Genomic DNA, 16523 nt, shown 5'->3' with positions numbered 1-16523 from the left:
GAGAGGACCACCACCATGAACTGGCTGTTCGGATCCGCCCTCAAGACGACGATGGTGACCCCGGAGCGGGCGCTGGCGGGCAGAGACGCCTACGCGTACACGATCCCCACCACCCACACCGTGCTCGGCACACCCCTGCAGGGCCCCTGGCCCGAGGGCACCGAGGTCGTCTACCTGGCGATGGGCTGTTTCTGGGGCGCTGAGAAGACCTTCTGGAACCTGCCGGGCGTCGTGACGACCGCCGTCGGCTACCAGGGCGGCTTCACCCCGTTCCCCACCTACGAGGAGACGTGCACCGGCCTCACCGGGCACACCGAGATCGTGCTGGTGGCCTACGACCCGGCCGTCGTGTCGGCCGGTGACGTCATCCGCACCTTCTGGGAGAACCACGACCCGACGCAGGGCTACCGGCAGGGCAACGACGCGGGCACGCAGTACCGCTCCGCGATCTACACCACGACGCCCGAGCAGGAGCTGGCTGCGCGCAGCACGCTCGCGGACTTCCAGCCGCGACTGACCGAGCGGGGCTACGGCACCATCACGACGGAGATCCGCTCCGCCGACGAGGCCGGCCCGTTCTACTACGCCGAGGGCTACCACCAGCAGTACCTCGACAAGAACCCCGCCGGCTACTGCCCGGTGCACGCGACCGGCGCCAGCTGCCCGCGTCCGACGGGCGCGTAGCACCGCGACGCCCGGGACGGTCCGCGGCTCAGTGCGCCAGCGCCGGAGCCGCGCGACCACCACCTCGGGCGTCGATCCCGCGCGATCGGGCGGGCGGCCGACTCGCCCCCGCGTGTCGGCCACCCGCCCGATGTGGGGCCGGTACGCGTCCCCCGCAGCCGTAGCCGGCCGCCCTCGAGCTGGCTCTGCGGGCCGGCGAGCGTCGGCGTTGACGCCTGCCGGTCCGGTGAGAACGTATCGAGCGTCCCCTGCGTCGGTCTACGGCTGTCCACGCGGCGTTGGACCCCGGTCCACCTGGGGCTTTACGCCAGACTGGCTCAGGTGAGCGACCAGTCGAGCGGCCCGGCCCGGCCCGGGCCCTCCGCCCTCGTGCGGGTGCTCCGGCTCCTCGCCGCCGCGCTCGTGTGCGGGTCCGCGATCCTGATCTTCGCGGTGCACGTCCGACCGGTCGGGTACGTCCCGCTCGTCGCCGGCATCGCGCTCGCGCTCGCGGTCGACCGGCGCCTCGGGCGCGACCTCGGGCTCGTGGGCCTCGGCATCGCGACCGTCAGCTCGATCTCCCTGCACGCGGACCTGTCCAACGCGGGCATGCTGCGGTTCACCGTGGCGCTCGGTCTCGCGGTCGTCGTGCCCGTCGTGCTCTCTCGCCGCGTGTTCCACGACGACGCGATCCACTTCCCGGTCCGCACCGGTCGGCGATGGGACCGGTGGCAGGCCGTGTACCTCGTCGCGGTCGCGGTGTTCGCCTATCTCATCCTCCCCGCGTACTTCCTGCGGTCCGGCGTCTGGCAGAACTGGCCGCCGCTCGACGGTCCGGGCGACGTCGCCCGGCTGTTCGTCGGCGTGAACGCCGTCGGCATCTGGGACGAGCTGTTCTTCATCTGCATCGTGCTGGCCCTGCTGCGGACGCACTTCTCGTTCTGGCTGGCCAACGTCCTGCAGGCGTGCGTCTTCGTCTCGTTCCTCTGGGAGCTCGGCTACCGGTCGTGGGGTCCCCTGCTGACCATCCCGTTCGCGCTGGTGCAGGGCTGGATCTTCCGACGGACGACCTCCCTGACCTACGTGGTCTGCGTGCACCTCCTGTTCGACCTGTTCGTCTTCATGGTCCTGGTGCACGCCCACGACCCGGCCCTGTTCGACATCTTCGTGACGGCGCCTACGGTGAGTCCGTGACCCTCACCAACTGGTCCGGCAACTACGCCTACCGCGCACCGACCGTCCGGCACCCGCGCAGCGTCGAGGAGCTGTCGGAGATCGTCGCGTCGTCCGCACACGTGCGGGCGCTCGGTTCGCGGCACAGCTTCAACGACCTTGCCGACGGACCCGGGACCCTCGTCGCGCTGGACGGGCTTCCGCCCTCGGTCCGCATCGACGCGGGCGCCCGAACGGTCACCGTCTCGGCGGGCACCCGCTACGGAACCCTCGCCCAGCAGCTGCACGAGGCCGGCTGGGCGCTCGGCAACCTGGCGTCGCTCCCGCACATCTCGGTGGCCGGCGCCGTCGCCACCGCGACGCACGGCTCGGGTGACCGGTCGCAGAACCTCGCCGCTGCGGTGTCCGGCCTGGTCCTCGTGGGCCCCGACGGGTCGTCGCGTCGCGTCGTGCGGGGCGACGACGACTTCGCCGGATCGGTCGTCGCGCTCGGCGCGCTCGGGATCGCGGTCGAGGTGAGCCTCGACATCGAGCCCACCTACGACGTCGCGCAGGAGGTGCACCAGGACCTGCCCTGGGAGACGGCCCTGGCCAACCTCGACGACGTGACCTCGAGCGCCGGCTCCGTCAGCCTCTTCACGGACTGGCGCGGTTCCGGCATCCAGCAGGTCTGGCGCAAGACCCGCGTGTCGTCCTCGTTCGCGCCGCGCGCCGAGTTCTACGGCTCGACCCCTGCCGCGGCCCAGCTGCACCCGTTGCCCGGCATCGACCCGGTGCACACCACGGCGCAGCTGGCCTCGCCCGGACCCTGGCACGAACGGCTGCCGCACTTCCGCCTCGACTTCACACCCAGCAACGGCGCCGAGCTGCAGACCGAGTACCTCGTTCCACGCTCCAGCGCCGTCGAGGCGCTGCACGCCGTCCGCGCACTGTCCGACCAGATCGCGCCGCTCCTGCAGGTCAGCGAGATCCGCACCATCGCCGGCGACGACCTGTGGCTCTCCACCGCGTTCGGCGGGGACCACGTCGGCATCCACTTCACGTGGCGGCCGCTGGACGATCTCGTCGCCGCCCTGCTGCCGGCGCTGGCGGCCGCCCTTGCGCCCTTCGCCGCCCGGCCGCACTGGGGCAAGCTGTTCGCCGACGGGGAGGGCGATCTGGCTCACCTCTACCCGCGGTGGGACGACTTCCGTTCCCTGGTCGCCCGCACCGACCCGGACGGCGTCTTCCGCAACGCGTTCCTGGAGCGGCACGGCCTGTCGGGATAGCGGACGGCGGAGGCCGCTTCGTGGACACCCTTCCCTGCGTCGGTTCCTCTTCGGCCTCGATCTCGTGCCGGGCGTGCCGGTGCGGTTCGAGGCGACCCTGCCGGCCCCCGTGTTCGACACCGACGCTCTCGCCGTGAGCATCGACTGCCGGTGGCCGACGTTCGAGGACGTCCCACTCACCTCGTCCTGACGCGGCGGGCGCACCGCGGTCGGCGAGCCGGGTTCACCGCCAGCGCGTGACCCGAGCGTCGAGATCGGTGTCCCCCACGCGCCCGACCGGCGACAGCGTCACCACGTCGTGCGGATGCAGTCGGGGGTCGCTCGCGTACCGCTCCGCGAGCTCCTTCTCGGCGGTCTCGTCGCCCGCGTCGGCCGCGACGAGCAGGGCGGCGATCTCGTCGGCAAGGGCGTCGAGCTCCGCGTCGGGCAGGGGGTTGTCCGGCACCGTGTCGCCCCAGACGTCCCACAGGAGCAGCTCGTCGCGCTGCCGGTGGGCGAGCTCCTCGACGACGTAGCCGCGCACGAACGACGGGCCGCACAGGTGCGGGAGCGACGGGTCGACGCCGTAGGACGACACGTCGGCGCCTGCTCGGTGCGCCAGCCAGACCTCGGCGGCGGTCTCGAACGGCGCACCGAGCCCAGTCGCCATGTCACGGCCGTCGAACGAGACGTTGCCGTTGGTGATCTCGAACCGCACCCAGCGCGTGCCGTCCCACCGTTCCCCGACGACGTGGTCGTGGTGGAACCCGGGCTGGAAGTAGGCAGCGAACCCCACACGACTGCGGGCAGGGATCCCGTGCTGGCGGAGCACCGAGATCGCGAAGAGCGCGTGGTCGCGGCAGCAGCCTGCCACCTGCTCACCCGGCGGTCGCGCCTGCGAGAGGGGCGCGGTCGACCGCTCCTGTGCCACACGCAGGATCTCCGACAGCCAGCGCAGGTCGACGTCCGCGTCCTGGCCGTCGTACAGCGCGTCGGCGCTGCCGCGGTAGTGGATGATCGCGTTGCGCGCGGCCTCCTGGACGGCATCGGTCTGCGTCGAGAGCCCGTCGAGCAGACCGGCTGACGGGCCGGGGTCGCTGAACGGGCTGTGAGTGGCGTACTCGTCGAGGTTCGGCATGGGGCCAGCGTGGTGTCTTCCCCAGGGGAAGGGTCAAGCGGCCCTCACGCGATCGGCTGGGCGACGTGCACCACGACCGCGTCGTCCGACCACGGCACCGGGTAGATCTCGCGAACGGGCCCGACGGTCGCGCGACCGACCAGCCACGTCTCGAGCGCGACGTACGCGCCGATGATCTCCGGGTAGCGGCAGTCGGCCGCCGTCACCGGGACGTACGCGACGCTGTGCGCCGGCTCGTGCCGGAGGGTGATGGCGCCGGTGGGCGCGACGAGCCCGCCGTACGGGACGCAGACCTCGATCGGACCGTCGCCGTCGAAGCCGACGGCGCCGTGGAACAGCACCCAGTACTCGACGCCGTAGCGCGCACCGGCGGCCGCGAGGAAGGCCCGGAGCTCCGTGACGTCCGCCATGATCGTCGGCACGAGGTCCTCCTGGAGCACGTGCTTGCGGATCGTCGCCACCGTTCGCGCCGGGTGCGGAGCGACGACCACGTCGTCCACCCCGAACCGTCCCGTCGCACCCAGGGTCGAGTCCGCTCCCAGCGAGGTCAGCACGAGCTCCATCTCCGGCCCGCGCTCCGACAGGTCGCGGCGACGCTCCTGCCACCACGCGCGCAACGTCACGCCCACCCGTTCCGGTGGCTCGGCCAGGACGTCGCCGATCACGCTCAGCGGCATGTCGAGCCGGCGCAGGAGCGCGATGGTGTGAGCGCGCTCGAGCTGGTCCGGCGCGTAGTACCGGTAGCCGCTGGCGTCGTCGACCCGGACCGGCGGGAGCAGGCCGCGGGCGTCGTAGAGCCGCAGCGCCTTGAGCGACAGCCCGGAGCGTCGCGCGAACTCCCCGATCGTCACCTCAGGCACGACAGACCCCCGCCGACGAACGCAGGCGGGGGTCTGTCGGTCATGAGCTCAGTGGCTGGTGCCGACGATGTCGACGACGAAGACGAGCGTGTCGCCGCCCTTGATCCCGGCCTGCGGGACGCCACGGTCGCCGTAGCCCAGGTGCGACGGGATCGACAGGAGCACGCGCGAACCGACCTGCTGGCCGACGAGACCCTCGTCCCAGCCCGCGATGACCTGCCCGACGCCGATGCCGAAGCTGATCGAGGAGCGGCGGTCGTAGGAGTTGTCGAACACCCCGCCGTTCCAGGCCTGACCGAGGTAGTGGACCTCGATGTCGTCGCCGGCCTCGACGAGCGCGCCGTCGCCGCGGGAGAGGACCGAGATCTCGAGCTCACCGGACGGAGAGCCCGCCGGGAACGTCAGGGTCGGCTTCTCGCCGAAGGAACCCGAGACCTCGGGCAGCGCTGCGGACATGACAACTCCTTCTGTGGATGACAGTGCCCGCCCATCTTGCCGCCCCGCCCTGACACTCGCCGAATCACAGGGGTTGACGCTAAAAGCTAATGCCATTAGCTTTTAGGTCATGACCACCGTCCACCACATCAGCCGCCCCGACGGGCGGATCGCCTACACGATCGAGGGCGCACCCGACGCACCGCTCGTCGTCCTCGTGCCCGGCATGGGTGACCTGCGCACGGCGTGGCGGGACGTCGTCGGCCCCCTGACCGGCGCCGGCTACCGCGTCGCCTGCATGGACCTACGAGGCCACGGCGACTCCGACACCACGTTCGCCACCCACGGCGACGTCGTGACCGGTGAGGACATCGTCGCGCTCGTCGAGCACCTGGGCGGGCCGGCCGTCGTCGGCGGCAACTCGATGGGGGCGGCCTCCGCCGCCTGGGCCGCCGCCGAGCGGCCGGACCTCGTCGCCGGGCTCGTCCTGACCGGGCCGATCCTGCGCGACGCTCCGATGGGCGCCGCCGCCAGCGCCACCATGCACGGCTTGGTCCGGGTGGCCCTGCAGCGCCCTTGGGGCGCCGCCGCGTGGGCACGCCTCTACCGCACCTACTTCACGCGTGGCACCCAGGGCCCGTGGCTCGACGAGCACGTCGCCGACATCAAGGCGTCGCTCCGGCGGCCCGGCCACCTGCGCTCGTTCCGGCACCTGTCGCTCCAGCTCACGCACGCGCCGGTCGAGACCCGCCTCGGCGAGGTCGTCGCGCCGGCCGTCGCCTTCGTCGGCGCGCTGGACCCCGACTTCACGGACCCGGCCGCCGAGGCGCTCTGGCTGCGGTCGGCGATCGACGCCGAGGTCACCCTCATCCCGGACGTCGGCCACCACCCGGAGCACCAGGCACCCCAGGTCGTCGTCGACGACACCCTCGCCTTCCTGGCCTCCCTGCCCCGCCTCGAGAACACGTTCCAGGCCGTTGCCTAGGGCCGGCCTCGACCACGCCGCCGTCGTCGACCTCGCCCTGCGCGTGGTCGACGACGGCGGCCCGACCGGCTACGCCGACCTCACCCTCGCCGCGGTCGCGGCACGCGCGGGCGTCGCGGTGCCGAGCCTGTACAAGCACGTCGACGGACTCCCCGGGCTGCGCAGGGACGTGGCGCTCGTCTGCGTGCGGGAGTTCGCCGACCTCATGCGCACCCTCGACTCGCTGTCGGCCATAGGTCACGCCACGCGCGCCTACGCTCGCTCCACGCCCGGGCGGTACGACGCGGTCCAGGGCACGGCATGGATCCACGACCCGGCGGCCGACGAGGTCCGAGAGGCCAGTGCGGCGGTCGTCGACGACCTGGCCCGGGCGGTCGTCGCGCTCGGCGTGCCGGCGGAGAACCGGATCGACGCGGTCCGCGCGGTGCGGGCCGCCGTGCACGGGTTCGTCGTGCTCGAGCTGGCCGGTGGGTTCGGGATGCCCGAGGACGTCGACGCGAGCTTCTCGTTCCTCGTCGACGGACTCGTCAGCGGGCTCGTCCGACTGAGCGTCTGAGCGTCACCTCGCCAGGAAGCCCAGGAGGTCGTGCCGCGTGAGGACCCCGACCGGCGAGCCGTCGTCCACCACCATGAGGGCGTCCGCCTTCTGCAGCGCCTCCCGAGCCGACTGCACGCTCTCCCCGGACCCGATCAGCGGCAGCGCGGGTGCCATGTGCTTGTCGACGCGGTCGGCCAGCCCGGCCTCCCCCGAGAACACCGCGTCGAGCAGCAGCTTCTCGCTGACCGCTCCCGCCACCTCGCCGATCTTCACGGGCGGCTCGGCACCGACTACCGGCATCTGGGAGACGCCGTACTCGTGCAGGATCTCGATCGCGTCGCGCACCGTCTCGCTGGGATGGGTGTGGACCAGGTTGGGCAGCGCACCGGTCTTCGTGCGCAGCACGTCGGCCACCGTCGCGCCCTCGTCGGCCGCCAGGAACCCGTACGACCGCATCCACGAGTCGTTGAAGATCTTGGACAGGTAGCCACGGCCCCCGTCGGGCAGGATCACGACGACGACCGCGTCCGCCGGGAGGTCGCGCGCGTACTGCAGGGCCGCCACGACGGCCATCCCGCACGAGCCGCCGACGAGCAGCCCCTCCTCGCGCGCGAGCCGCCGGGTCATCTCGAAGGAGTCCGCGTCGGTGACCGCGATGATCTCGTCCGGCACGGACGGGTCGTAGGCCGTCGGCCAGAAGTCCTCACCGACGCCCTCGACGAGGTACGGCCGGCCGTCGCCGCCGGAGTACACCGAGCCCGCCGGGTCGGCTCCGACCACCACGACCCGCCCCTGCGACACGTCCTTGAGGTAGCGCCCGGTCCCGGTGATCGTGCCGCCCGTCCCGACGCCGGCCACGACGTGCGTGACCTGGCCGTCGGTGTCCGCCCAGATCTCGGGACCGGTCGACTCGTAGTGGCTCGCCGGCCCGTTCGGGTTGGCGTACTGGTTCGGCTTCCACGCGCCCGGGATCTCCTGCACCAGGCGGTCGGACACCGAGTAGTAGGAGTCGGGGTGGTCGGGTGCGACCGCGGTCGGCGTCACGACGACCTCCGCGCCGTAGGCCCGCAGCACGTCCCGCTTGTCCTGGCTGACCTTGTCCGGGCAGACGAACACGCAGCGGTAGCCCTTGCGCTGGGCGACCAGCGCCAGCCCGACGCCCGTGTTGCCGCTGGTCGGCTCGACGATCGTCCCGCCGGGCTGGAGCTCCCCGGACGCCTCGGCCGCCTCGATCATCTTCAGCGCGATCCGGTCCTTCACGGACCCGCCGGGGTTCAGGTACTCGATCTTGGCCAGGATCGTCGCGGCGATGCCCTCGGTGACGGCCGTCAGCTGCACCAGGGGCGTCCCGCCGACCAGCTCAGAGATGTGCTTCGCGTACTTCACGGTGCTCCGATGCGTCCGGGGTGGACGGTCCTGACGCGCGACCGCCCGAGCGCGATCTTCGCACCCGGGCAGCCGGCAGACCATGCCAGACGAGCTAGTTACGGAAGATCGCCAGGATGCGCAGGAGCTCCAGGTAGAGCCAGATCAGGGTCACGACGAGGCCGAACGCGGCCGTCCAGGCGAGCTTGGCCGGTACGCCCTTGTCGACGCCGCGCTTGATCGAGTCGAAGTCGATGATCAGGCTCGCGGCGGCGAGGCCCACGGCGATCAGACCGACCGCGATCCCGAGCCAACCGGAACGCAGCGGGCCGAACACGCTGCCCGGGTTGAAGAGCCAGACCACGAGGTTGACCAGGGAGAACAGGCAGTAGCCGATCAGCCCCAGGAGCACGGTGCGGCGGAACTTGTCCGTCACGCGCACCTTGCCGGACGAGAAGAGGACGAGCGACACCGCGAACACCGACAGCGTGGCCAGCACGGCCTGCCCGACGATCCCGTTCCACTGCTCCTCGTAGAACTTGCTGAGCCCCCCGAGGAACATGCCCTCGAAGGCGGCGTACAGGATGATGAGGCCCGGGCTCGGCTCCCGGCGGAACGCGTTCACGAGGCCGAGCACAAGGCCCACGATCGCGCCGATCCACCACAGGCCCGGCGCGAGCACCCAGGTCGCGGCGCCGACCGCGACCAGGACGACCAGCAGACCGGCGGTCCGGACGACGACGTCGTCGTACGTCAGGCGACCGGTCTCGCGGGTGGTCGCCGCGGGCGTGCCGTAGAGCGCCTCGAGCGACGCCGCGTCGGTCGTCGCAGCCGGCGTGGCGTACGTCACCCCGCCCGGGGCGGCGTTCGTCTTGTCACCGCGGCGCTTGACCGGGTCCTGGAAGACGGGACTGTTGTCGAAGATCGGGTTTGCCATGGCGTCCTCCTGGACGGATCGGGCGCGTTTGTACGAGTCTGTCACCGTAGCGAACGCCTCGGGGCAGGGGATCGTTCCTTGTGACACGCCGCATCGTCCGATCGGAGCGCGGCCCTCCCCCCATGGACCGATGCACCGCGTCGGCGGACCCGCCTAGGGTCGTTCCTGGCAGTTTGCAGAAGACGTGCTCCCGAGAATGAGGATCTGGCAATGATCGAGGCACAAGGCCTGACCAAGAGGTACGGGTCCAAGACGGCAGTGGACGCCATCTCGTTCACCGTGGAGCCGGGCCGGGTGACCGGATTCCTCGGTCCGAACGGGGCCGGGAAGTCCACCACGATGCGCATGATCATGGGCCTGGACCGCCCGACGGCCGGCACGGTGGCCGTCAACGGCAAGCCCTACGCGCAGCACCACTCGCCGCTCACCGAGGTGGGCGCCCTGCTCGAGGCGAAGGCGGTCCACACCGGCCGCAGCGCCCGCAACCACCTGCGCGCGCTCGCCGCGACGCACGGCATCGGCGACAAGAGGGTCAACGAGGTCATCTCGATGACGGGTCTCGACGCCGTGGCCAAGCGTCGCGTCGGCGGCTTCTCCCTCGGCATGGGCCAGCGGCTGGGCATCGCGTCGGCCCTGATCGGCGACCCGCACACCCTGATCCTGGACGAGCCCGTCAACGGCCTCGACCCGGAGGGGGTCCTGTGGGTCCGCAACCTGGTGCGCTACCTCGCGTCCCAGGGCCGGACGGTGTTCCTGTCCTCGCACCTGATGAGCGAGATGGCCGTGACGGCCGACCACCTCCTGGTCATCGGCCGTGGACGGATCATCACCTCCGGACCGACCGCGACCGTGATCGCGCAGGCTACCCAGGAGACGGTCCGCGTCGTCTCGCCGCAGGCCACGGACCTGGCGGCACTGCTGCAGGGTCCCGACGTCACGGTGACGTCCGACTCGCCGGGCGTGCTCACCGTCGTCGGCGCAACGTCCGTCCAGGTCGGCGAGCTCGCCGCCGCCAACCGCGTGGTCCTGCACGAGCTGACGCCGGTCGCCGGCTCGCTCGAGGAGGCCTACATGTCCCTGACGCAGGACTCGGTCGAGTACCACTCGTCCGAGGTTCCCGCCGCGCCTACGCAGGAGGTCGCTCGATGAGCACCGCAGTCGCCACCCCGCCGACCACCCCGGTCGCCGCCGCCCCGCCCAAGGGCAGGCTCTCGTTCCTGCACCTGCTGCGCAGCGAGTGGATCAAGTTCTGGTCCGTGCGCTCGACCTTCTGGACGCTCGGAACCTTCCTCGTCACGATGGTCGCGATGATCCTGCTGTTCACCCTCGCGCTGAAGAGCGCGAGCGATCCGTCCGACCCCGACGCGACGAACGCGCTCGCGCCGTTCATCCTCGGCGTCGCCTTCGGGCAGTTCGCCGTTGCTGTCCTGGGCGCGCTCACGATCACGGGCGAGTACTCCACCGGCATGATCCGGACGAGCCTGTCGGCCGCGCCCAAGCGGCTGCCGGTGCTGTGGTCCAAGGGAATCGTCGCCGGCCTCTCCATGTTCGGGGTGGCCCTGATCGGGGTCGCTGTCTCCGCGGCGCTGCAGTGGCTGTTCTTCCACGACAACGGGCTCGGCGTCGACCTGGGGAACTCCCAGCACGTGCGCGCCCTGATCGGCACGGCGCTGTACATCGCGACGATCGGTCTGCTCGCGTTCGCGTTCGGGGCACTCATGCGCCACTCCGCGGCGGCCGTGTCCTCGGTCCTCGGGCTGATCCTCCTCGTCCCGATCGTCCTGCAGCTGGTCCCCTGGAAGCCGCTCCAGGAGATCGCGGTCTTCCTGCCCGGGAGCGTGATCGCCCCGAGCGCCGGCCTGCTGATCACGTTCACCGACAGAGAGATCGCGGACTTCCAGACCGGCTCGATCGGGGCCCACCTGACGGCCTGGCAGGGCTACGGCGTCCTCGTGGCCTGGGTGCTCGTCATCCTCGCGGTCGCCGCGATCCTGCTCAAGAGGCGCGACGCCTGACGCTGGTCTTCGAGGGGGCGGTCCGGACGCCGGGCCGCCCCTTCGTCGTGCCCAGGTAGCGTGGGCGACTCAGACACACGAAGGACACCGATGACCGACACCGCGATCCCCCAGGCCAAGGCCCGCCCCGCACCGTTCGTCGCGGAGGTGGTCCGCACCGAGCAGATCTCGGCGACGATGGTCCGCGTGGTCGTCGGCGGTCCCGGCCTGGCCGCGTTCGAGCCCTCCCCGCACGCCGATTCCTACGTCAAGGTCGTGTTCCTGCCGGCGGGCGCTCCGCGGCCCCTGCGCTCCGACGGTCGCCTGGACCTCGACGCCGTGCGCGCCGCCCTGCCGCCCACGGACCAGCCTCGGCAGCGTTCGTACACGGTCCGCGACTTCGCGGACGGCGAGCTGACGCTCGACTTCGTCGTGCACGGTGACGACGGCGTGGCAGGGCCCTGGGCGGAGGGCGCACAGACGGGCGACGAGGTGCTGCTCGTCGGCCCCGGCGGCGCCTGGTCCCCGGACCCGACCGCGGCCTGCCACCTCTTGGCGGGCGACGCGAGCGCCCTGCCCGCGATCGCCGTCGCGCTCGAACGACTCGCACCCGACGCCGTCGGCCACGCCGTGATCGAGGTCCACGGCCCGGAGGACGAGATCCCGCTCAGCGGCCCCCCGGGTGTCCGTGTGCACTGGGTGCACCAGGGCTTCGGCGTGCCCGGCCCAGCGCTCGTCGAGGCAGTCGCCGGCCTCCCGCCGCTCGACGGACCCGTCAGCGCCTTCGTGCACGGCGAGGCCGGCGCGGTCCGTGAGCTCCGCCGCCACCTGCGCACCGAGCGGGACGTACCGCGCGACCAGCTGTCCGTGTCCGGCTACTGGCGTCTCGGGGCGGACGACGAGGGCTGGCGCGCGACGAAGCGCGACTGGCTCGCGACCATCGAACAGTCCGAGGTCGCAGCCGGCCTCGTCTGAGGGTCGTCGGCTCGTCTCCGCGGCGGCCGGACGGCCGGTCACGGGCGGGCCCGTGTCCGGGCTAGGCGTAGGTCGGGGCCTTCGGTGTCGCGTCCGGCGGGGGTTCCTCGCCCGCGCCCGGCGCCGGCACCACCCACGCTGCAGGCGCTTCCACGATGCCTGGTCCGCCCACGGGCGGATCGTCCGTCCCGCCGACGACCGCGCTGATGATCTTGACGACGACCAGCAGCGCGACGAGCGCACCGACGGCGATCGCGATCATGCGGCCCGTGTGCCGCTCGCGCGGCAGCTCCCACACCAGGTCGCCGACGTCCACCAGACCCTCGTCCCAGCCGGCCGGCAGGCCGTCGACCGCCCAGGCGTCGGGCGTCGGCTCGGCGGCCGGGTGGCGCGGCTCGGCCGGCGCCGGCTCGGCGGCCGGGTGGCGCGGCTCGGCCGGCGTCGGCCCGGCGGCCGGCTCCCGCGGCTCGGCCGGCGTCGGGACGTCGACCGCCCGGAGGGAGCCGGCGGGGTGGCCCAGGTGAGCCCCGTCGATCGAGCCGAAGCCCTCGGGTTCGCGTGGCGGGCCAGGCGGGGCGTCTGGTTCGGGGAACCAGCCGGCCGCAGGCGTGCTCATCATGCGTCTCCCAGGTAGAGGCCCGTGGCACGGGCGCGCCCGACGGGTGGCCGCTTCCCGATCGGTACGCACGGCCCGTACATGTCATCGGTCGGACGGGCGCCGTGGTTGACCTCCTGGTCGCTCCGAGGTTCGGTGCCGCCGCGCCGGGTGCGTGGACCACCGGGCCCACGTCGGCTCGGATGCTCGGGTGCCCCCGCCGGGTTTCGAACCCGGACTGTGCCGGGTTTAAGCCGGCTGCCTCTGCCAGTTGGGCTACGGGGGCGGACGCCGCTCATCCTGCCAGGGGAACGCGCGAGCCCCGGTCCGCAACAGGGCGGGCCGGGGCTCGTCGTCGAGACGGACGATCCTCAGGCTGTGGCGGCCTTCTCCGCGGGCGAGCCCGGCTCGGCCTTCTGCGGCGGCAGGGCTGGGGAGTCCTCGACCGCACGCGGCTTGGCCGGCACGGACGCGGCCCGGAACTCGGCGCGCGGGTCGTGCAGGCTGCCCAGGGCGACGACCTCACGACGAAGCAGCAGGGCGCCGGTCCAGCCGGCCGCGATCCGGATCTTGCGGTTCCAGGTCGGCATGGCCGCCACGTGGTAGCTCCGGTGCAGCACCCAGGCCAGGAACCCCTTGACCTTGATCCGGCCGAACATCTGCGCGACGCCCTTGTACATGCCGAGCGAGGCGACGGCGCCGACGTTCTTGTGCTTGTACTCGGTCGGCGGCGCCGAGCGCAGGATCCGAGCCAGGTTGTCGCCGAGGTGGTTGCCCTCGCGCAGCGCGTGCTGCGCGTTGGGCGGGCAGAACTGACCCGGGTTGTAGAGGTCGGGCACCGCGGCGCAGTCGCCGGCTCCGTACGCGTCCGGGACGACGGTGCCGTCCTCCTGCGCGACCTGGAGGAAGACGTTGCAGATGAGGCGACCCTGCTTGTCGAGCGGAAGGTCCGAGCTCCGCAGCACCGGGTTGGCCTTCACGCCGGCGGTCCACACGATCGTCTCGGCGTCGAACTCCAGCTTGTTGGACAGGACCACGTGACCGTCCACGCAGCTGCTCAGGAACGTCGAGAGGTGGATCTCGATGTCGCGCTTGCGCAGCTGCTCGAGCGTGTACCCGCCCAGCTCCTCGCTGACCTCGGGCAGGATCCGTGGCGACCCCTCGACCAGGACGAACCGCAGCTCCTCCTGCTCGACGGCCTTGTAGTACTTCACTGCGGCGCGTGCCATGTCCTCGACCTCGCCGAGCGCCTCGACACCGGCGAAGCCGCCGCCGACGAAGACGAAGGTGAGCATCTTGCGACGGAGCTCCGGGTCCCAGGTGCTGGCGGCCACGTCGATGCGGTTGAGCACGTGGTTGCGCAGCGCGACGGCTTCTTCGACGTTCTTGAAGCCGATGCCGACCTCCGCGAGCCCCGGGATGGGCAGCGTGCGGGCGACCGCGCCGAGACCGACGACCAGGTGGTCGTAGGTGATCCAGTAGGAGGCGCCCTCCTCGGGCGTGATCTCCACGGTGCGCTCCGCGTGGTGGATCTGGCTGACCTTGCCCTGCAGCACGTCGACGCCCTTGAGCGCGCGGCGGTGCGGGGCGACCATGTGACGCGGGTCGATGGAGCCGGCCGCCGCCTCGGGCAGGAACGGGGCGTAGGTCATGTAGGGACGCGGGTCGACGACGACGATCGCCGCCTCGCGCTTGCCGAGCCGCTTGCGCAGCCGGCGGGCGGTGTACAGGCCCACGGTTCCGCCGCCCAGGACGACGATGCGGGGCACCTTGCGGGGCTTTCCCGGCCGCACCGCGAAGTCCACGGTGGCCTGGGGGCTGGCGACGTCCGGGGATGAGGAGGGCATACCTCAACGGTAGCGGCGCCGCATCGCGGACGCCCTCCCTGAGCCGGTGACGATGCGCACAGTGGGCGCACAGGGACTGTGAGACGGCGCACGTCTGGTGCCGTGCGCCGTCTCACGGTCCTCAGGGAGTGGTGCCCGGCGGCACGACCGGGCCCGCGCCCGGGCTGGCGACCGCCGGGTCCTGGCCGGCGGGCGGCGCGGCGGACGCCGACGCACTGGCGCTCGGCGTCGGCGCGGCCGGGTCGGCATCTGTGGACGGTGCCGCATCCAGGGCGGGTGCCTTGGCGAACGGTGCGGGTGGGATCCGCGGGGTCACACCGCCGACCGGCGGGTAGTAGATCCCGTCGCCATCGGTGTTGAGCGTCGACTCGGGCGCACCGAGCAGCGGGTAGACGTTCCAGCGGGTGCGGCCGTCCGCGTCCGGCCTGCTGAGCAGCATCCACGGCTCACCCGTCTCGGGAGTCCAGGTCGGCGAGGAGTCGTAGGCACCTGAGGTGCGGATCGGGCGCCCGGCCTCATCGAAGAGCTGGACGTCCTGGAGCGGGTTGCCCTCCGCGTCGTACGCGTAGATGTTGCTCACCGGACTCCCGTCGATGAGCACGCCGTCGTCCGGCACCTGCGACTCGGAATACGAGTACCCGCCGCTGTGGTACGCGTCCTCCCAGCTGCCCATCGTCGCCTGCAGCCCGGCGGTGACAGGCAGCACCGCGACGATCGCCAGCACGTTGGCCGTAGCCGCAAGCCCGTGCAGCGCACCGGAGCGGAACCAGACTCCACGGCCCCACTGCACACTGAGCACGACGAGGGCGGCGAGGAAGACGAACGCCGGGGCCGAGCCGGGCAGCCAGCCCTGGATGCCCAGGAAGAGCAGCACCACCTGGTAGCCCACCCAGGCGCGGACCAGCCACCAGACCGGCCGGATCGCGACGAGGAAGCCCTCGACCGGCGGCCACCAGCGCTACCCGCGCAGGTACCCGAGCAGGCGGCTGAGGCTCGCCTTCGGCGTGCCGGCCAGCTCCCTGACCGAGCGCCGCCTCGGTTCGGCCATCGGGAGCAGACCTGCCGCCGTCCGCAGCTCAGCCGCGTAGTCCTCGGGCGGCCCGAACTGCTCGAGCACACCGCGGCCGTGGGCGTTGTGCCGCTCGTCCGCGAGCGCGTCGGCCAGGTCGGCCTCGAGGTCGTCGGTCAGGTCGTCCACCTGGTCCGGGCCGAGGTCGACGAGGCTGCGGCGTACCGCGGCCGCTTAGCCCGCGACGTCCAGAACCTCGGTGCTGTCCAGGACGCTCATCGCACGACCTCCGTCTCGAGCAGGCGACTCATGGTCCCTGCGAACTCCTGCCAGTCCTTGCGCTGGGCGTCGAGCATCGCTCGCCCCTGCGCATTGATGCCGTAGTACTTGCGGTGCGGTCCCTCGTCGCTCGGCACGACGTAGGACGTCAGCGCCCCCGACGAGTAGAGCCGGCGCAGCGTCCCGTACACGGAGGCGTCCCCGACCTCCTCGATGCCGGCAGCCCGCAGGCGTCGCACGACGTCGTACCCGTACCCGTCCTCCGTGCTGACGACGGCAAGCACGGCCAGGTCCAGCACGCCCTTGAGCAGCTGTGTGGTGTCCATGCGACCTCCTCGGTTCTCCCCTGGGCCAGGCGCGCTGAGCGTCGGGCGAGCGTGGTGCGAGCCCCCTCCGAGCTCCCGCAGACGCGACGGTAGTACACGCTGCGCACTACCGTCCACGACGAAACACCGGCGAGTCGCGCGGGCCGTCGTGCCGAGG

The 16523-nt window shown here is 72.0% G+C and carries 18 protein-coding genes and 1 tRNA gene; 8 read left to right on the top strand and 11 right to left on the bottom strand.

The annotated features are described in order from the left end of the window. The first annotated feature begins 15 nt into the window (after positions 1 to 15). From msrA to I847_RS0118590, 3 genes are all read left to right on the top strand, one after another. Positions 16 to 684 (top strand): peptide-methionine (S)-S-oxide reductase MsrA, encoded by a 669-nt coding sequence (gene msrA / locus I847_RS0118600; RefSeq protein WP_034610890.1) that lies wholly within the window; start codon positions 16 to 18, stop codon positions 682 to 684. 321 nt (positions 685 to 1005) lie between these two features. Continuing rightward, the gene (locus tag I847_RS0118595; protein WP_051275061.1) at positions 1006 to 1857 is read left to right on the top strand and encodes a CPBP family intramembrane glutamic endopeptidase; all 852 of its coding nucleotides are present in this window, start codon (positions 1006 to 1008) and stop codon (positions 1855 to 1857) included. After that, the gene (locus I847_RS0118590) at positions 1854 to 3104 is read left to right on the top strand and encodes a D-arabinono-1,4-lactone oxidase (protein WP_028050888.1); all 1251 of its coding nucleotides are present in this window, start codon (positions 1854 to 1856) and stop codon (positions 3102 to 3104) included. Before I847_RS0118595 ends, I847_RS0118590 begins: the two co-directional genes overlap by 4 nt. A gap of 223 nt (positions 3105 to 3327) precedes the next feature. Here I847_RS0118590 and I847_RS0118580 read toward each other — a convergent pair whose 3' ends face one another. Genes I847_RS0118580 through I847_RS0118570 form a run of 3 tightly spaced genes read right to left on the bottom strand, consistent with a single transcriptional unit; the run spans position 3328 to position 5537 of the window. Next, positions 3328 to 4221, bottom strand: coding sequence for a transglutaminase domain-containing protein (locus tag I847_RS0118580; protein WP_028050887.1), 894 nt, complete (start codon positions 4219 to 4221; stop codon positions 3328 to 3330). A 44-nt stretch (positions 4222 to 4265) separates the two neighbouring features. Beyond that, positions 4266 to 5081 carry a MerR family transcriptional regulator gene (locus tag I847_RS24825; RefSeq protein WP_034610887.1) on the bottom strand — a complete coding sequence of 272 codons (816 nt, stop codon included), beginning with the start codon at positions 5079 to 5081 and terminating at the stop codon, positions 4266 to 4268. Positions 5082 to 5129: 48 nt separating this feature from the next. Continuing rightward, positions 5130 to 5537, bottom strand: a complete 408-nt coding sequence (locus I847_RS0118570; RefSeq protein WP_028050886.1) for an FKBP-type peptidyl-prolyl cis-trans isomerase — start codon at positions 5535 to 5537, stop codon at positions 5130 to 5132. 109 nt (positions 5538 to 5646) lie between these two features. Between I847_RS0118570 and I847_RS0118565 the strand changes: the two genes are divergently transcribed. Next, entirely contained in the window at positions 5647 to 6501 is an 855-nt protein-coding gene (locus tag I847_RS0118565) for an alpha/beta fold hydrolase (protein WP_028050885.1), read from the top strand. Continuing rightward, positions 6494 to 7057 carry a TetR-like C-terminal domain-containing protein gene (locus I847_RS0118560; RefSeq protein WP_028050884.1) on the top strand — a complete coding sequence of 188 codons (564 nt, stop codon included), beginning with the start codon at positions 6494 to 6496 and terminating at the stop codon, positions 7055 to 7057. The genes I847_RS0118565 and I847_RS0118560 overlap by 8 nt, the downstream gene beginning before the upstream one ends. Positions 7058 to 7060: 3 nt before the next feature. Here the strand turns inward: I847_RS0118560 and I847_RS0118555 are convergent, their stop codons facing one another. Together I847_RS0118555 and I847_RS0118550 are read right to left on the bottom strand one after the other, a co-directional pair. Further along, positions 7061 to 8425: a cystathionine beta-synthase gene (locus tag I847_RS0118555; protein WP_028050883.1), complete on the bottom strand. Its 1365-nt coding sequence runs from the start codon at positions 8423 to 8425 to the stop codon at positions 7061 to 7063. 94 nt (positions 8426 to 8519) lie between these two features. Further along, the gene (locus tag I847_RS0118550; RefSeq protein WP_028050882.1) at positions 8520 to 9341 is read right to left on the bottom strand and encodes a Bax inhibitor-1/YccA family protein; all 822 of its coding nucleotides are present in this window, start codon (positions 9339 to 9341) and stop codon (positions 8520 to 8522) included. Between the two features lie 210 nt (positions 9342 to 9551). Between I847_RS0118550 and I847_RS0118545 the strand changes: the two genes are divergently transcribed. From I847_RS0118545 to I847_RS0118535, 3 genes are all read left to right on the top strand, one after another. Continuing rightward, positions 9552 to 10490: an ABC transporter ATP-binding protein gene (locus I847_RS0118545; protein WP_028050881.1), complete on the top strand. Its 939-nt coding sequence runs from the start codon at positions 9552 to 9554 to the stop codon at positions 10488 to 10490. Continuing rightward, positions 10487 to 11356 carry an ABC transporter permease subunit gene (locus I847_RS0118540; protein ID WP_028050880.1) on the top strand — a complete coding sequence of 290 codons (870 nt, stop codon included), beginning with the start codon at positions 10487 to 10489 and terminating at the stop codon, positions 11354 to 11356. The genes I847_RS0118545 and I847_RS0118540 overlap by 4 nt, the downstream gene beginning before the upstream one ends. A gap of 90 nt (positions 11357 to 11446) precedes the next feature. Further along, positions 11447 to 12310, top strand: coding sequence for a siderophore-interacting protein (locus I847_RS0118535; protein WP_028050879.1), 864 nt, complete (start codon positions 11447 to 11449; stop codon positions 12308 to 12310). Between the two features lie 61 nt (positions 12311 to 12371). Here the strand turns inward: I847_RS0118535 and I847_RS0118530 are convergent, their stop codons facing one another. From I847_RS0118530 to I847_RS0118505, 6 genes are all read right to left on the bottom strand, one after another. Further along, a complete protein-coding gene (locus I847_RS0118530) occupies positions 12372 to 12926 on the bottom strand; it encodes a hypothetical protein (protein WP_155856228.1) in 555 nt (184 codons plus the stop codon). Between the two features lie 191 nt (positions 12927 to 13117). Then, a tRNA-Leu gene (locus I847_RS0118525) sits at positions 13118 to 13191 on the bottom strand. An 85-nt stretch (positions 13192 to 13276) separates the two neighbouring features. Beyond that, a complete protein-coding gene (locus tag I847_RS0118520) occupies positions 13277 to 14752 on the bottom strand; it encodes an NAD(P)/FAD-dependent oxidoreductase (protein ID WP_028050877.1) in 1476 nt (491 codons plus the stop codon). Between the two features lie 121 nt (positions 14753 to 14873). Then, a complete protein-coding gene (locus I847_RS0118515) occupies positions 14874 to 15641 on the bottom strand; it encodes a hypothetical protein (protein ID WP_028050876.1) in 768 nt (255 codons plus the stop codon). A gap of 69 nt (positions 15642 to 15710) precedes the next feature. Further along, a complete protein-coding gene (locus I847_RS0118510) occupies positions 15711 to 15950 on the bottom strand; it encodes a hypothetical protein (protein WP_028050875.1) in 240 nt (79 codons plus the stop codon). A gap of 86 nt (positions 15951 to 16036) precedes the next feature. Beyond that, positions 16037 to 16366: a PadR family transcriptional regulator gene (locus I847_RS0118505; RefSeq protein ID WP_028050874.1), complete on the bottom strand. Its 330-nt coding sequence runs from the start codon at positions 16364 to 16366 to the stop codon at positions 16037 to 16039. Between the last annotated feature and the right edge of the window lie 157 nt (positions 16367 to 16523).

The sequence above is a fragment of the Cellulomonas sp. URHD0024 genome (genome assembly GCF_000426185.1).
In the GTDB taxonomy this organism is placed as follows: Bacteria; Actinomycetota; Actinomycetes; order Actinomycetales; family Cellulomonadaceae; genus Cellulomonas.
Note: the sequence above shows the minus strand (reverse complement) of the source record. Positions and strands in the feature narration are given on the sequence as shown.

Bases quoted from the DNA above. Each gene is read 5' to 3' on its own strand.
- I847_RS0118545 (WP_028050881.1), top strand. From the start codon at position 9,552: ATGATCGAGGCACAAGGCCTGACCAAGAGGTACGGGTCCAAGACGGCA.
- I847_RS0118520 (WP_028050877.1), bottom strand. From the start codon at position 14,752: ATGCCCTCCTCATCCCCGGACGTCGCCAGCCCCCAGGCCACCGTGGAC.
- I847_RS0118540 (WP_028050880.1), top strand. From the start codon at position 10,487: ATGAGCACCGCAGTCGCCACCCCGCCGACCACCCCGGTCGCCGCCGCC.
- I847_RS0118550 (WP_028050882.1), bottom strand. From the start codon at position 9,341: ATGGCAAACCCGATCTTCGACAACAGTCCCGTCTTCCAGGACCCGGTC.
- I847_RS0118535 (WP_028050879.1), top strand. From the start codon at position 11,447: ATGACCGACACCGCGATCCCCCAGGCCAAGGCCCGCCCCGCACCGTTC.
- msrA (WP_034610890.1), top strand. From the start codon at position 16: ATGAACTGGCTGTTCGGATCCGCCCTCAAGACGACGATGGTGACCCCG.
- I847_RS0118580 (WP_028050887.1), bottom strand. From the start codon at position 4,221: ATGCCGAACCTCGACGAGTACGCCACTCACAGCCCGTTCAGCGACCCC.
- I847_RS0118565 (WP_028050885.1), top strand. From the start codon at position 5,647: ATGACCACCGTCCACCACATCAGCCGCCCCGACGGGCGGATCGCCTAC.
- I847_RS0118505 (WP_028050874.1), bottom strand. From the start codon at position 16,366: ATGGACACCACACAGCTGCTCAAGGGCGTGCTGGACCTGGCCGTGCTT.
- I847_RS0118530 (WP_155856228.1), bottom strand. From the start codon at position 12,926: ATGAGCACGCCTGCGGCCGGCTGGTTCCCCGAACCAGACGCCCCGCCT.
- I847_RS0118570 (WP_028050886.1), bottom strand. From the start codon at position 5,537: ATGTCCGCAGCGCTGCCCGAGGTCTCGGGTTCCTTCGGCGAGAAGCCG.